Raw genomic sequence first — 15,910 nt, 5'->3', positions numbered from 1 at the left:
ACATTAAAACGATATACGACTTTTCCATACAGATCATGGTAAGTAGATGAACAATAGATACCTCTGGCATTCAGCGTTCTCTTTTTAAAATTCCGAAAAGCTCGTTGGATTTGAAGTATAGCAAACAAATCTAAAAGTAACATCATTATATGTGAAATTATTCACTATAAAGCTTTAATTAATAGATACAACCATGTGTTGGTGAGTGGTTATATTTTCAAAAATACAATAAAGCGCTTTCTTCCACATTAATGTGGAAGAAAGATGTCATGGCTGTGAAAGAAAGCGTTTACTATAATTAAGTTGTAGAAAGATAAAGGAGAAATTGATCATGAATAAAACTGATTCTAGGCGATTTAATCTTTATAAGTTATTAATGGAAGAATTAGATTACCGGCCGGCTAATTTTTTTAGTACTAGATTATCCGTTTCTACTAAAACGATCTACGATGACGTAGAATACCTAAATCGATTAATGGATAATGTGGCTTATATTGATAAAATTCCTAGAAAAGGTTTGATTCTAAAAGGAACTGAAGCTGCGATTAGGAATGCAGAGAGAAAGATTATGCAACTCATTTCTCCATGTTATTTATCTTTCTCGCCTGAAGAGAGGCAAAGAGAAATCGTCAAGCGGTTGTTTTTAAAGAAAGAATATATGACCTATGAGCAATTGTCAGAAGAATATGTTGTAAGTGTAAGTTCAATAAGAAAAGATATGGACGAAATACAAGCGTTCTTTCGAGGAAAACCTGTTTATTTAGTATCCGATCACTTTGGTACACGAATTGAAGGAGAAGAAAAAGCGATTCAACATGTGTTAAAACAATATATTTTTTCTCTATTAGAACATGGTGCCATGATTGATTCTTCAAACCGCATGGATGTTATTGAAGAATTAGCTGATCAATTGTTCTTACCAGAAATTAAAGCATTTGTTCATGAGGTATATGGAGGTATCTTGGCAAGAGCAGGGAGGCCTTTAAGCGACTATTATAAAGAATCACTCTACATTAGTCTCCTTATATACGTGCAAAGGATATCTATCGGCTGTTACGTAACAAAGAAAAAAGAAATATTTATGAAGAATATGATGTATATGGAATCATACTTAATTGCTGTTGAGATAGCCGAAGCAATCCATCACCAACTAGGTTTGATTCTAGAAAAGAATGATATTGAGTTTTTAAGTGGTTTGTTATTTGCACATGACATAAAGCCTGTTCCTGATATAAGAAAAGTGAGTTCTGAAAACATTGCAACAATAAAGCAACTCATTTGGAAGATGAGCCAAATGTTGCAAATTGATTTATCTACGGATACACACTTGTTCGACGTGCTTACTGCTCATGTGCCCACAATGATATACAGATTGAAGTTAGGAATCACATTAACTAACCCGCTACTAGATAGTATTAAAAGACAATATAGTATTCTATTTAATATTGTCTGGTATTTGATGAATGATGTAGAGGAGACGTATGATATTCAATTAAATGATCATGACATATCATTTTTAACGATTCATTTTCAGGTTGCGATTGAGAAACAGATTCCAACACAAAAGATTTTGATTGTGTGTGAACAAGCTTTAGCAACCTCTGAGTTAATTTTTAACAAAATTAAACATGCTTTACCTGCAACGAGTATCATAGAAACTATTTCATTATCTGAGTTTTATGCAAATGATTTAGATGAAGTTGATCTGATTATTTCTTCTGTACGTATAGAAGATAGCTCGAAATCGGTGATATATGTATCTCCTTTAGTAACGGAAGTAGAGATGAGGCAGATAAAAGAGAAATATGAGGACATTAGTCAAGATAAGTCTGTATTGAAGGCTAAAATGATGCTTAAGGAAAATCAAATATCCAAATTTTTAAATTCAGATTTTATTTTTTTACACAAAGACTTTAAAAATAAAGATCAGGTTTTAGACTTCTTTGCAAATGAAGCATATACACGCGGATTAGTTACAAAAGCTTTTAAACAATCTTTATATGAAAGAGAAGTGATGGGAGAAACAAGTTTATATACTGGTGTCGCTATACCACACGCATCATCACATACATTAAAGGCTTCATTTATTTCTTTGATTACATTGAATCAAAAAATTCAATGGGGAAGCAATAAAGTGAATTTAATCATCTTTGTTGCGGTTACAGAAAAGGATATAACAGAAATTAAGGATGTGTTTGCAGCATTATACGCACTAGTTGAGAAAAAAGAAAATGTATCTCAATTGGTCGAAATGACTGATACCAGTAAATTACTTGAATATATGAATAAAAAAACGTGTGTATAGATTGGAGTTATCGACATGTTATTTGATAAAGAAATTATTTTATTACAAAAAGAGAATGTGAGTGTAAAAGAAGAAGCACTTGAAGAATTAGCACAACATTTTAAAGATAATGGATTAGTCACGGATGAATTCATTCCTGGTGTTTTAAATCGCGAGAAGAAATTTCCTACAGGCTTGTATGTGAATGATGTGGGTATAGCAATTCCTCATACTGATAGTGATAAAGTACGATCGTCTCAAATCGGCTTTATGTCATTAAAGCATCCTGTTGACTTCCGAGCAATGGATGGCTCATCAGAGGTCATTCCTGTTCGACTGATTTTTATGTTGGGATTAAAAGAAGCGCATGAGCAACTAGAAATCTTACAAAAACTGATGGGATTAATACAAAAAAAATCGGTTCTAGATGAATTACTTAATTGTTCTAATAAAGCGGACTATTTAAGCGTTATTAAGAGTGAAAAACTAATATAGCGGGAGGTATCGTTTATGTTAAACGCATTACAGTGGTTTGTAGATTTAGGTGCGACAGTAGTCCTACCTATCCTAATATTTGTATTCGGTGTAACGTTGGGGGCAAAGCCAGGAAAAGCATTTATTTCGGGCTTGAAAGTAGGTATCGGATTTGTCGGACTTAATCTAGTCATCGGGTTACTGGGAAACTCTTTGGGACCTGCTGCTCAAACGATGGTAGAAAGATTTGGTCTAACCCTAACAACAATTGACGTTGGTTGGCCAGCTGCCGCAGCTATTTCATATGGCACGATTTTAGGCAGTCTATCAATTCCTGTTGGAATCGTTATTAATATTGTATTGTTAGTTTTCGGATTGACAAAAACCTTAAACGTGGATATATGGAACTTTTGGCATGCTGCTTTTATAGCTTCTCTCGTATATGTATTAACTGGAAACTTTGCTTTAGGTTTATTTACGACAGCAGTGTATTTTGCGATGATTATCTTATTAGGTGACATTATTGGGCCGATTATTAACAAGTTCTATGGCTTCCCTAATATTACATTCCCACATGGTACATCAGCACCTGGATTTATCTTTGCTGTACCTATGAATTGGATTTTTGATCGTATTCCTGGATTTAATAAATTAGAAGCGGATCCAGAAACGATTCAAAAGAAATTCGGCATTTTTGGAGATACCACTGTTATGGGGCTCCTTATCGGTCTAGTAATTGGTGTCTTGGCTGGTTATGATGTAGGCGGTGTAGGTGAACTAGGAGTGTCAACGGCAGCTGTTATGATCTTAATGCCTAGAATGGTATCGTTACTAATGGAAGGGCTTACACCTATTTCTGAGTCTGCAACAGAGTTTGTTAGAAAAAGATTCCCAGGTAGAGAGCTTTATATAGGTATGGACTCTGCTTTATCTGTCGGACATCCGGCTGTTTTATCGTCATCATTATTACTTGTGCCAATTACTATTGCCTTAGCAATTTTACTTCCGGGTAATAGCACGCTTCCATTCGGTGATTTAGCAACCATTCCGTTTGTCGTTGCTTTGATGGCTGCAGTGTTTGGCGGAAACATTATTCGAACGGTGGTTGGTGGCGCCATTTATATGGCAACGATTCTGTACGTTACATCATGGGTAGCACCATTAGTTACTAAGTCAGCCATCGCAGCTAATTTTGATATGGCTGGTAATACGAGTATCACAGCTATGGCTGAAGGTGGGCTATGGACAACACTAATGTATATCCTTGCGTCTGACTATTTAAGTTGGGTTGGTATCGGGATTATCGGTATTGTGACGATAGCTGGCTTGTATTACGTGAATAAAGTTAAACCAAGACGCTCAAATATGGAAGGAGACGATTAATTATGAAAAAGTTACTGATTATGTGTGGTACGGGTGTTGCAACATCCACAGTGGTCACAGGTAAAATTAAAGAATGGTTGCAAGAAAAAGGTCTAGATAAGAGCGTGACCCTTTACCAATCAAAAGTAGCAGATGAAATGAATAAAATTGATGATTATCATGCGATTATTACAACAACGGTAGTGCCAGATAAAATTAAAGATAAAGTGATTAACGGTGTGCCATTATTAACTGGTATAGGTGCCGATCAAGTTTATGAAGAATTAGAGCGTCAGTTAAGTTAATAAAGATAGGATCGAAATAAAGCCTCAATTACTTTATTTCGATTCTATTTTATAGTCGGAGGGAAATGGATATGTTAGTGAGTTCAAGAGATTTATTTCAAATCGCTCGAAAAAACAGTTTTGCCATTCCAGCAGCAAATTTTGTTGATGCATTAACAGCTAAAGTTTATACAGAAACAGCTGAATCGTGTGGATTACCACTTATTCTAGCATATGCCCAATCACATGAAGCTTATTTAAGTATCGAAGAGGCTGCATGGATAGGAAAATACTACGCAGAAAAAGTAAATGTACCAGTCGTTCTACATCTGGATCATGGTAGTGACTTTCAGTTTATAAAACGAGGAATTGATTTAGGCTTTAGCTCGGTTATGTTCGATGGCTCTTCATTACCATTTAAGCTGAATGTGCAAAATACTAAAGAAGTGGTTGATTATGCTCATACAAAGGGCGTTGTGGTTGAGGGAGAAATCGGGCACGTCGGATCGAATGAGATTTCGTATGAAGGAGAGAGTAATGACCGTTCATATGACACGACATTAGAAGATGCTATTAATTTTGTGAAAGAAACAAATGTCGACTCTCTAGCCATCTCGATTGGAACCGCCCACGGTAAATATACAGGCGAACCAAGTATTAATTTTGATAGGCTGCATGAGATTTCAAGTCATGTCACTGTCCCACTAGTTTTACACGGTGGCAGTTCATCAGGTGATCAAAAATTGAACCGTTGTGCAACAGAGGGTATGAGTAAGATTAATATTTTTACTGATTTTATTGTATCAGCACATAAGAAAGCGAAAGAACCGTCTCAAGATTATTTTGAATTGATAAACCAGCTTGAAGAAGGTCTTAAACAAGTGTTAGTGCACTACTATAAGGTGTTTGAAACACAGCCAGTTCAATGGAAAGGATGATACGAATGAAGCATTCAACAAAAAGTAAACCGTTTTTTATGATTAACCCTAAATCCTATTTAACAGGTAAAGAGATCTTAAAGTTAGCAATTGCGGCAGATAGGCTAGCAGGTCAAGTCGATTTCGATGTATATTTCACTGCGCAATATGTAGATTTAAGACTATTGGCTGATCAAACAGAGAACTTGATTATAACTGCACAACATATGGATGGTATTGACTTAGGGCGTGGGATGGGTTTTGTGACAGCAGACGCACTAAAAGAAGCTGGTGTCACAGCAACAATGATTAACCATGCAGAGCATTCGGTCACTTTAAATGAGTTAGTTCAATCAGTTGAAAAAGCAAAGGAAAAGGGAATAACATCTATAGTTTGTGCGGATTCTGTTAAAGAGGCAAAAGCTGTGGCTATGTTAAATCCTGATATTATCTTATGCGAACCAACAGAATTAATTGGAACCGGACAAACAAGTGATGATCATTATATTCAGAAAACAAATCAAGAAATACGAGCCATTTCAACAGATGTTTTAGTGATGCAAGCGGCTGGAATTTCAACACCTGAAGACGTTTATCGCACCATCGCTGCAGGTGCAGATGGTACAGGTTGCACTAGCGGCATTGTTTTAGCGGATGATCCAATTAACATGATAGAAAATATGTTGAAAGCAGTAAAAGAAGCACACAATAATTAAAGGAAGTAGGTATAATATGTCCACTTATTATGATCAACTCATTCTTACATCAAATGGTACGCGTGTTACCTATCATAATATTACAGAGCAAGTTAAAGAAATCGTTGAGAAAAGTAACATAAAGAATGGTATATGTGTTGTGTCTTCCCCACATACAACGTGTTCTGTCGTATTTGAAGAATATGTCCATGATACAGATTTTAATGGAGATGAGTATATCCAAGTTGATTTGAATAGAATTTTAAATAAACTCATTCCACGACAATTAACTGAATCAGACTACCTATATCCAGGTAAAGAGCATGTAGCATTTCTTCATTCATTGAACGATCCAGATTATCCAACAGATGAAGCAACAATTCTGAATGCGGATGCCCATATGCGTGCGACACTGTTTGGTGCAAGTGAATCCTTTGTCTTAAAAGATCAAGAACTATTAATAGGTTCAGTTGGGTATATTTACTTTATCGATTGGGATCAAAACAGAGTGCGTGATAGAAAGTGTAACATAATGATTGTAGGAGATTAGTAACATACAAATAATACAATGATATTAAATTAGTTGATTGTTATTAATAGTATTAAATAATTTAGTAAAAAAGGATTTCAACTATCTTTTATGATGATGGTTGGAACCTTTTTTGTTAGGTTGGTTATGAGAGCTTGATAAAAAATACATGTGCGAATTCAGGTCTATTCATGCTCAAGCCATTGTCAGTTCAGCGTTCCCACAATTTCCTTTTAATTGTATTTGTTTTGAATACTTAGCTAATATTAACTGTGAAGTTGTTATGGTAACGGGACATGATAATTTAATAAGATATTAGTCTTTTATGGTAAGATAAAACTTAGATTTAGTTATAGTTGGCGTTTTTTAGAATGAACAGCATGAAACTGCAACAGGGGAGAATACAGATGAAAAAGAAAATGAACTATTTTATTTTACTTCTAACAATCATTATTATGGTTGGTTGTACTAATGTAAAAGATGGATCTATTGTAAATGAAGAAACTACAGATAATCTAACTAAGGATACCGAAGTAGAGGAAACAGTAACGCCATCAAAAGAGGAACTGTTCGCAGGATATGAACTTATTGAAGTTGACGGTGGTGATTTATCTGGTTATCGTGAATCAAAAGTCGTCGTTGACATTGGCTTTGGGGATCGTGAGTATTGGGCATTCACTAACGAATACGGGCAACTGGTGCGAGTCGTTGCTGAAGAAATTATTCTACAAGATGACAGTAACGAACCGGTATTATCGTCTGGTAGATACTATTCTGATGAGGCAAAGGTTCCTGGTGTTGAAAGTGACATTTTAGATGAGGGGCATATCATTGCTGATTCTCTTGGTGGGGTGTCGAACGCTTATAATATCACGCCTCAAGAAAGCACACTCAACCGACACGGGGATCAAGCGTACATGGAAAAAAGCATCCGTGATGCAGGTGGAGCAACTAATTTTGAAGCGATTATTACATACCCGAATACGGAAACACAGATTCCTTCAAGTTATCAATATACTTATACGTTAATGGGTAACGAGATTGTTGATACATTTGACAATGTGAATCCTGATGAAATAAACGAATCGCTTGGTTTAACAGATAATAAGCCTTCCAGTTCAACGAGTTCAAACACAAGTGGTGATATATCTAGTGTTGATACAAACGGTAATGGACAGGTGACGATTAAAGAAGCAAAAGAAGCAGGTTTTAGTATGCCAATAACGAGTGATCATTGGTTATATCAATATATGGACGATCGAGATGGCGACGGTATGGTAGGGGAGTGAATTCTTAGAAATATCGACTACGGAAAGTAGTAAGTAAGGAATAAAATAAGTTTATAACAGGTCTATTGAGGGCGATAATATTGTCATCCTCGATAGCCCTTTTTATTTTATATGATTAATTAAATCATGGCGGTTCATATAGTTTCCAAAGACTTTTTTCACAGAGACTACCATTATTTACGAGAAAAGTGTTAGTACCACTTTAGTTAAATAGTAACTATGTTAAGATTACTATGAATAATTTAGGAGGTATTATATGCTTGGTGATGTAAAATAATAATTGGTCCCTGAGTTATACAAATGAAAAGAAGTACTACGTAAGTTAAATTAGTTGTAGTTTTTTTGTAGATTATCGCGATGCATATATGAACGTTCATATAAAAAGTGAAATACCTTAACAACCCCATTCAACTAAATAATCCTATCCCGATGTTACAATAAGGGGACTAATTTCGGTTAATCAATTCTGAAAATTCATAAAATATTTGTTACAATAAACTCTTAAGCTAATCAAGAAAGTTCCGCTAAATTATCATTTTGTGGTGGGGGAGTTGGTGGCATGAATAAAAGACTTATGATTTTAGATTTAATTTGTTATGGAGCTATACCCTTTTTAATTTGGAATTATGGGAGAGAGCCACTAGGTGACGACTACATAGCTATTCTTTTATCAACTGTTCCCGGATTCGTATACACTGTTTATCGATTTATTAAAGAAAAACAGCTCAACATCCTCGGACTTACTATTATTACTTCACTGTTATTAAGTACCATCATCAATTTATTATCTACATCCGCAATTAATATGCTTTGGAATCAGGTCTACTTAGGTTTCGCAGAGGGAATAGTTTTTCTTCTATCCACAGTGATAAAAAAACCTTTGGCACTATATTTTGCTGTTGATTTGGCATATTTGCAAGGTCATCCACGTAAAAACAGTCGAGCGCTATATAAGGCGAAAGGTTTATTTATTTGGTTCCAATTGATTAATCTGTTGTTTACTTTACGATACGTAGCTACTAATTCATTAAAGGCATTTTTGGTGCAATCTTTTGGTGCAGAAGGCTACGGTAAAGTAATTATCTACATGAATATTTGTAGTTGGATATTTAATGGCTTGCTGTTTTTAGGGTTTATTATCGTTAGCAATAAGATTGCACAATACATAAAACGATCTGAGAATAAAACGCAGGATTTCCCAGTAAGTACGGATGTTTAGCACTTCCAATACAATTGTGGTAATGTTTTTTGTCGTCTTTACCAATCGAAATGGGGGACCAATCTATGATACGAAATGCAGTAGGGGCAATTATATTTCAGGGAACTGATTTTCTATTGGTACATAAAGTTAAAATAAGTTCTCTATCAAGTGGGAATGAAGATATCAAAGGTGAATGGGATTTTCCGAAGGGTGGAGTGGAAAGAGAGGATAATAGCCTAGAGGATGCTATATTAAGAGAACTTGAAGATTATTTTAAAAAGGTTCGGGTGTTAGTTTTGAAGGGGGAGTGGGATTAAGATATTTCCCATTATAAAATATGATGAAGAGGAACCGAGAATCATTATAAGATTCTCGGACTCCATGCAGCATATCTATGATTTTCTTTGCCGTTCTGAAACCACGAACTTCCGCATTATCAATATGCCCCAATCTTCTTCCAAATCATTTTTCTGACTGTTTGTGCAATGCTTCTATTTCTTTGTCAATTTGTTCAACATCAATCCGTGCAAATAATGGTGTGACAGCTTTGATTTTTTGAATAGGAGAGATTACTGGCTCCCATTTCGGGTGCGTCATGTCGAGTATCTTCATAATTTTCTCGCTTGAGAATGGCAAAAAAGGGTGAAGAAGCTGTGCCATGTTCGCTATCAGGTAGACACATGTTATCAGTGTGTCGTTACAGTCATCGGGTTTTTCTTTAATTTGTATCCAAGGTTGTTTTTCATCAAAATATTTATTCGCATTTCGGATGTATTGAAATATAAGTTCTAAGCTCTGTTTAAAATGGGTTTCTTCGATTAATCTTCCTGCATTCTCATAAAGTACACTTGTATCAGATTGAATTCGGTGATCAATGTTTCCATTTGGAATCTCTCCGTTAAATGACTTTTGAATAAACTTTAGTGTGCGATTTACAAAGTTCCCGTATGCTCCTAATAATTCGCTGTTATGGCTGTAAATAAATTCCCTCCATGAAAAATCGGAATCCCTTGTTTCTGGGGCATTGATTGTTAGGAAGTACCGGATGGAGTCAGGATCGTATTTTTCCAACATATTAGGAACCCAAACTGCCCAATTTCTACTGGTAGAAAGTTTTTTTCTCTCAATTGTTAAATATTCATTGGAGACGATATGTGTAGGCAAACTATTGATCGCTGCTCCTTTTAATATGGCTGGCCAAATAATGGAATGAAAAGGGATATTGTCCTTGCCATGAATATAATAGGATTTTGTATCGGAATTCCAAAATGCTGTATCATCCTGCTCTGTACTTTGTGCCCACAGCTTGCTAGCTGAGTAATAGCCGGACACAGCTTCTATCCAGACATAGACCTTCTTGTCTTCGTATCCCTTAACTGGTACAGGAACACCAATTGGTAGATCTCGTGAAATGGCACGGTCATGGAGTCCCTCCTTTAGGTATCTTTCAGTCAGTTGAACTGCATTTTCCCTCCACAATTGCTTTCTTTTTGCTTGCTTTACATACGCTTCGAGTTCATCTTGAAATGCACAGAGCCTGAAATAGAAGTGTTCAGTATACTTGCTTACAGGCGTGTCACCACAAATCTTGCACTTGCTATCCACAAGCTCTAACGGATTGAGGATGCTGGAACAAAAGTCACATTGATCTCCTCTTGCTTCTTTTCCACAATTAGGACATCGCCCTTCCACGTAACGATCAGGAAGAAATTGCTGACACGTATTGCAGTAGGCTTGCTCGGTTTCCTTTTTATAGATGCTTTGGTTCTGGAGTAATTTTAGAAAAAGCAGCTGGACGACCTGCTGGTGATGTAGGGCGTCTGTCCGGGTATAGCAATCATACGTAAAACCAAGTTGCTCAAAGCATTTTGTAAATTCCTTATGATAGCGATCAGCGATTTCTTGTACGGATACGTTTTCTTGGCGCGCTCGAATGGAAATAGGTGTCCCATTACAGTCACTGCCTGACACATACAGCACCTGATGTCCTTTTGCTCGGTAATATCGTGCCAAAATATCACCAGACAGCAAGCTTGAGAGATGGCCTAAGTGCAAGGAGCCATTCGCATATGGCCAAGCACCGCCAATAAATATATTCATCATGATTCCTCCTTTGAAATAATTGCAATAAAAAAACCCGTCCTAGACAAAAAAATGTCCAAGGACGAGATTATTCTCGTGTTACCACCTTTGTTCACCAACCACTCACATGATTGGTCTCAGCAAGTACGGAACAGACCTGTTCTTATACTCTGACATTTGTAACGAGTGCCAAATCTCGTCATGCCCTTACTTTCAAAAAGCTCAGCCATGCAGCTCAGGGACCATCTTCAATCAACTCTTCCATGCTTCCTTTCAGCTACCGAAGCTCTCTGTAAAAGAATAAGCCGATTTACTTTTCCCGTCATCACTGTGTTCGTTGTTATTCATTTTTATTATTATGGCACTAGATGTTAGAAAAATCAACATTCCAGGGAATTTTATAATGGTTTGTCTTCTATATCCTATAAGGCTTTGCTAAATGCTATAATAAAAAGACGAAATAGTTATAAAAACACATAAAAATAAAGGCTATATATGATAATGATTTAAAGAGAGAAGTAGTCAGAAAAAATTAGAAAGGAAAAACAAGGATGAAAAATTCAAAAGGAAATTTTAAAAGTATATTCATTCCAATGGGGATGCTCTTTGGATGTAATATTGGGATAATTTTATCGATGTTTTTCAAGCCAGATTTTCTAGTTTACTTCATTAGTTTAGGAGCTGGATTAGGTTTGTTATTTGGAGTTACTGCCTTAGCTATTTCAAGTAAAAAAGAAAATGAATGATTATAGATAGATGAGAATATGTTTAGAATTTTACTTGGATGGTGTAAAGGGGGAAACTCATGGACGAGATATTGCAACGGATAGCTAATTTGATAAATGAAAAAGAGAATAGAATTATCATTGGAATTTCAGGTCATGGTGCTTCTGGAAAGACCACCTTTTCTAACAAGCTTATGAAGCTATTAAAACAGAACGATATAAATTATATGAACACGGATCCCTATATTATTGGATCGAATCTAAGGAAATACGCTGCAATAGATTATGAATTCAAACAAAGAAAACATCATTATAGAATGACAGCATGCCACCCTGCGGCTCATAATCTCTTGGCCTTAGAAAGAGACATTAATATGATTAGGGAGGGGTTAGATCTTTATACGATTGAAACACATTATATGGAAAGTACATTACTCGCTTCACATAATAACGTAACTATTGTTGAAGGAATGAGTGTGGCATTTTGTAATCCAGATCTGTTCGATTTGACGATTTACTTCTATACGGATGGAGAAACAGAGTTCATGCGAAGAAGTGATCGGGATGTCTCTGAGAGGGGAGCAGACATCAATTATTTAAGGGATTCACACAAGGAACGTAGAATTCAATACGAATTGTTTATGCATCCGTATCATCAGTATTTTGATATCGTGATAAGAAATTCCAATGAGGCGGTTATCGTGGAAAAGAATCTTTTTAACCAATACTAGAAAGATGTATCATCAAGAAGCGATTTTGATTTTGTTTAAAAGACTCCACCCAAATTACCTTTGCTTAGGAGGAAGTATGAATAAAAATATTTATATTATAAGGCATTGCGAAGCAGGGGGACAGTCTTCTGATTCTCCATTAACGGAAAAAGGCTTTACTCAAGCAAATGCACTATCTAAGTTTTTATCAAATAGAAAGGTCGATCGAATTATTTCCAGCCCTTTCGTACGAGCTATTCAAACGATAAAGCCATTTGCGGAGGACGCAAATATTGAAATTGAAATAGATAACCGATTAAGTGAACGTATTCTTAGCTCTAGCTTTTATTCAGATTGGATGGAGAAATTAGAAGCAACATTCAACGATATGAATTTAATGTATGAGGGTGGAGAATCCAGTAGGGAAGCGATGAACCGAATTGTAGACGTTGTTACAGAAATTGAGGAAAGTGATGCTGGAAATACAGTGATGGTAGCACATGGCGGCATTATTTCTCTATTATTAAACTACTATGATAAGGAATTTGGATTTGAACGGTGGAAAAAGTTAACGAACCCTGATGTGTATTTATTGCGAATCACAAAGAATGATGCACAATATACACGTTTGTGGAAGGGGTGATTCGTTTGCAGACAAACTTGTATTTCGTTAGGCATGCGCATTCTACATATACGCCAGACGAGTTAGGGAGACCGTTGTCTGAACGTGGGTTTTCTGACGCAAAAACTGTAACCGATTTGCTAAAAAGAGAAGCGATCGATTTTGTATATTCAAGTCCATATAAACGTGCAATCCAAACAGTTGAGGGAATTGCCGCATACATAAACAAAGAGATAAACGAATTAGATGGTTTTAAAGAACGTATCTTGGCGGAAGAGCCTGTAGAAGATTTTGAAGTAGCCATCACAAAGGTTTGGCAAGATGATGATTTTTCATGGGAGGGTGGAGAATCAAACAGGGTTGCACAACAAAGAGGAGTTAACGCGACTTTCAACGTATTAGAGAGGCATTTAGGTAAAAATATAGTAATCGGAACGCATGGGAATATAATGGTGTTAATAATGAATTATTTCGATAATCAATATGGCTTTGATTTTTGGAAAGAACTCGAAATGCCAGATATCTATAAACTATCATTTAACGAAAAGAAATGCATAGATATTCAACGAATATGGGGAGGGAATTATGGAAATTCGAGCTTATCATAGGGAAGATGAAACGAGTTGGCTCCGCTGCAGAGTATTGTCATTTTTAGATACTGCTTATTTTGACAATGTTCTAAAAGAGAAGGAGAAATATGAGAATCCAGCAATTGAACTTGTCGCAATCGAAGATAATCAAGTGGTTGGATTAATAGATGTCGAGTATGAAGTAGAGGAAAGGACTGTCTGTTCAAGAGGAAGTGGCTTAGGCGGTATGATTTGGCATATTGCAGTTCATCCTGACTATCGTAGAAGAGGCGTTGGGACGCAATTATTAAATGAAGGCGAAAAAATCGCAAAAGAAAAAGGGCTGAACCGACTAGAAGCTTGGACTCGAGATGATCAATGGGTAAACGATTGGTATATACAGAACAGCTTTTCAAAGGTAGCATCTTATTTGCATGTATTTATTGATGGTGATGAAGAGTTTAATGGTGCGCTAAAACCAGAAGTATCGAATCTATATCCAGTTTCTGCCTTCGCGCATTATGTAGGGGAAGAAAAAGAAAAAATTAGAAACAGATTTAACCGAGTGCATGAATGTATTTGTTTTGAAAAGGCGCTCCACTTTTAATGGGATTGCTTAGAAGTCTAACTAATTATAGAAGGAGTTTGTGAAAGCCATGTGGTGGGAAGTTCTCGGCAATTTGCCCACGCATAATGTTTATATTCAGAAACTACAAAAAACTGGAAACCAAATAATAATGTGGATTAAATAGAATTCATCTCACATAATACTGAAAAAGGTCTCCCAGGTGAAACAATATCATTTGCGCCATGCTGAAGGAGGAGAATTTTATCATGATCTACGATAGTCAAAATAAAACAATTACCACGGATAGGCTAGTACTTCGATTGTTTCAAGAAAAGGATGCCCCAGCTGTAACGGAGCTTTGCAATAACTACAATATTTATAAAAACACATTACATTTACCGTACCCGTATTCTTTACAGGACGCATTATCATGGATAACACATCATCTTGAAAATTTTAATGCAGATAAGTCCTATGAATTTGCGATAACGAAAAAAGGCAGTGGAGATTTGCTTGGTACGGTTGCACTTTCTAACAATAAAAAGTTTCATAACGGTGAAATAGCATATTGGGTAGGTGAACCATTTTGGGGAAATGGTTATGCAACGGAGGCAGCGCAAGCAATGTTAGACTTTGCCTTTATGGAAAAGAATTATCATAAAGTATTCGCCCGTTATTTTGATTCGAATCCAGCCTCGGGCAAGGTTTTAGAAAAACTAGGCATGAAAAAAGAAGGCATACTCGTTGACCATGTGCGGAAAGAAAATCAGTATAAGGATCTCGTATACTGTGGAGTAATCAACCTAGATTCATAGGCTTATATAAATAATTCGCAGAGGATATTTGTAAGGCGAGGGGTTGTGAACTTAGGGATATCTTTGATAGATGAAGCTTACTGGAACTTGGAATAGTATCGGTGTTTAATAGAAGAATCGATTGGAGACTAGCTGTTAGGGTTTAGTCTCTTTTTATGTATGTGAAAAGGCTTCAATTGTAGTAAGGGATAATTTACCAAATAATTAAGAAATTTATGATAAGATAAATCTACAACAAACTAATAGAGATGATTTCGATTAGCGAAAGGAGCCTGCCCATGAGAACAATTACTTTATCCACTGGTAAGGTAGTAGAGGTTGAATGTTTGAGTTGTGCATTAGTAAATGGATGGGTTGAGCCCGAAGGTGGAACAGTTATTGAAACAAAGTATTTTCATGCGCACCAAGATGTTGCGTATCCTATTAAAGGACTAATTATATTGGCGGCAAAGCGCCATATTACATGCTTCGATGAATTAACAGAAAATGAAAGATATGATTATATCAATCTGCTGGCAAAGATAAGAAAGGCTCAAAGAGAAATTTTAGGAATTGAGCATGTCTATTATTTTTATAACGAAGATACAACCCATCATTTTCATACATGGATGGTTCCTAGGTATGATTGGATGTATGAATTTGGGCGGTCTGTGGAATCTGTTAGACCAGTGTTACTGCATGCTCGAAATCAAAAGAGAGGTAAAGAAGAGATTCAAGAAGTAAAGGAAGCGATTGAACTACTGAGAAAAGCGTTAGAAAATAATTAGCGGATTTCTGTTCAGCA

General features: G+C 36.0%; 18 protein-coding genes and 1 other annotated feature. Of the genes, 17 read left to right on the top strand and 1 reads right to left on the bottom strand.

From position 1 onward, the window contains the following. Positions 1-331 precede the first annotated feature (331 nt). From SPK86_RS11955 to SPK86_RS11910, 10 genes are all read left to right on the top strand, one after another. Positions 332-2,305 carry a BglG family transcription antiterminator gene (locus tag SPK86_RS11955; protein WP_284141797.1) on the top strand — a complete coding sequence of 658 codons (1,974 nt, stop codon included), beginning with the start codon at positions 332-334 and terminating at the stop codon, positions 2,303-2,305. A gap of 15 nt (positions 2,306-2,320) precedes the next feature. After that, positions 2,321-2,779: a PTS sugar transporter subunit IIA gene (locus SPK86_RS11950; protein WP_284141796.1), complete on the top strand. Its 459-nt coding sequence runs from the start codon at positions 2,321-2,323 to the stop codon at positions 2,777-2,779. 15 nt (positions 2,780-2,794) lie between these two features. After that, positions 2,795-4,141: a PTS galactitol transporter subunit IIC gene (locus SPK86_RS11945; protein WP_284141795.1), complete on the top strand. Its 1,347-nt coding sequence runs from the start codon at positions 2,795-2,797 to the stop codon at positions 4,139-4,141. 2 nt (positions 4,142-4,143) lie between these two features. Further along, complete coding sequence (locus SPK86_RS11940; RefSeq protein WP_330949455.1) at positions 4,144-4,425, top strand: PTS sugar transporter subunit IIB; 282 nt, start codon at positions 4,144-4,146, stop codon at positions 4,423-4,425. A gap of 71 nt (positions 4,426-4,496) precedes the next feature. After that, positions 4,497-5,342 (top strand): class II fructose-bisphosphate aldolase, encoded by an 846-nt coding sequence (locus SPK86_RS11935; RefSeq protein WP_330949454.1) that lies wholly within the window; start codon positions 4,497-4,499, stop codon positions 5,340-5,342. A gap of 5 nt (positions 5,343-5,347) precedes the next feature. Beyond that, positions 5,348-6,037: a triose-phosphate isomerase gene (locus SPK86_RS11930; protein WP_330949453.1), complete on the top strand. Its 690-nt coding sequence runs from the start codon at positions 5,348-5,350 to the stop codon at positions 6,035-6,037. Positions 6,038-6,053: 16 nt separating this feature from the next. Further along, positions 6,054-6,566 carry a YjbQ family protein gene (locus tag SPK86_RS11925; RefSeq protein WP_330949452.1) on the top strand — a complete coding sequence of 171 codons (513 nt, stop codon included), beginning with the start codon at positions 6,054-6,056 and terminating at the stop codon, positions 6,564-6,566. Positions 6,567-6,952: 386 nt separating this feature from the next. Beyond that, complete coding sequence (locus SPK86_RS11920; protein ID WP_330949451.1) at positions 6,953-7,834, top strand: DNA/RNA non-specific endonuclease; 882 nt, start codon at positions 6,953-6,955, stop codon at positions 7,832-7,834. 559 nt (positions 7,835-8,393) lie between these two features. After that, on the top strand, positions 8,394-9,053 hold the full coding sequence (locus tag SPK86_RS11915; RefSeq protein ID WP_330949450.1) for a VC0807 family protein: 660 nt from the start codon (positions 8,394-8,396) through the stop codon (positions 9,051-9,053). Between the two features lie 65 nt (positions 9,054-9,118). Next, positions 9,119-9,352 carry an NUDIX hydrolase gene (locus SPK86_RS11910; protein ID WP_330949449.1) on the top strand — a complete coding sequence of 78 codons (234 nt, stop codon included), beginning with the start codon at positions 9,119-9,121 and terminating at the stop codon, positions 9,350-9,352. Positions 9,353-9,497: 145 nt separating this feature from the next. Here the strand turns inward: SPK86_RS11910 and metG are convergent, their stop codons facing one another. Further along, on the bottom strand, positions 9,498-11,135 hold the full coding sequence (gene metG, locus SPK86_RS11905; protein WP_330949483.1) for a methionine--tRNA ligase: 1,638 nt from the start codon (positions 11,133-11,135) through the stop codon (positions 9,498-9,500). 57 nt (positions 11,136-11,192) lie between these two features. Continuing rightward, positions 11,193-11,452 (bottom strand) — a binding site (T-box leader). A 216-nt stretch (positions 11,453-11,668) separates the two neighbouring features. Here metG and SPK86_RS11900 point away from each other — a divergent pair. The 7 genes from SPK86_RS11900 (at position 11,669) to SPK86_RS11870 (ending at position 15,893) form a co-directional block, all read left to right on the top strand. After that, entirely contained in the window at positions 11,669-11,863 is a 195-nt protein-coding gene (locus tag SPK86_RS11900; RefSeq protein WP_330949448.1) for a hypothetical protein, read from the top strand. A gap of 59 nt (positions 11,864-11,922) precedes the next feature. Next, positions 11,923-12,573: a uridine kinase family protein gene (locus SPK86_RS11895; protein ID WP_330949447.1), complete on the top strand. Its 651-nt coding sequence runs from the start codon at positions 11,923-11,925 to the stop codon at positions 12,571-12,573. Positions 12,574-12,649: 76 nt separating this feature from the next. Beyond that, positions 12,650-13,195: a histidine phosphatase family protein gene (locus SPK86_RS11890; RefSeq protein ID WP_330949446.1), complete on the top strand. Its 546-nt coding sequence runs from the start codon at positions 12,650-12,652 to the stop codon at positions 13,193-13,195. Between the two features lie 5 nt (positions 13,196-13,200). Beyond that, complete coding sequence (locus tag SPK86_RS11885; protein WP_330949445.1) at positions 13,201-13,782, top strand: histidine phosphatase family protein; 582 nt, start codon at positions 13,201-13,203, stop codon at positions 13,780-13,782. Beyond that, entirely contained in the window at positions 13,760-14,350 is a 591-nt protein-coding gene (locus tag SPK86_RS11880) for a GNAT family N-acetyltransferase (protein WP_330949444.1), read from the top strand. The genes SPK86_RS11885 and SPK86_RS11880 overlap by 23 nt, the downstream gene beginning before the upstream one ends. Positions 14,351-14,577: 227 nt before the next feature. Further along, a complete protein-coding gene (locus SPK86_RS11875) occupies positions 14,578-15,126 on the top strand; it encodes a GNAT family N-acetyltransferase (protein ID WP_330949443.1) in 549 nt (182 codons plus the stop codon). A gap of 278 nt (positions 15,127-15,404) precedes the next feature. Continuing rightward, positions 15,405-15,893: an HIT family protein gene (locus tag SPK86_RS11870; protein WP_330949442.1), complete on the top strand. Its 489-nt coding sequence runs from the start codon at positions 15,405-15,407 to the stop codon at positions 15,891-15,893. Positions 15,894-15,910 lie beyond the last annotated feature (17 nt).

The sequence above is a fragment of the Virgibacillus sp. MG-45 genome, from assembly GCF_036409425.1.
GTDB lineage: Bacteria > Bacillota > Bacilli > Bacillales > Amphibacillaceae > LDC-1.
The sequence above is the reverse complement of the archived record's forward strand: the minus strand, read 5'-3'. Positions and strand labels throughout refer to the sequence as shown.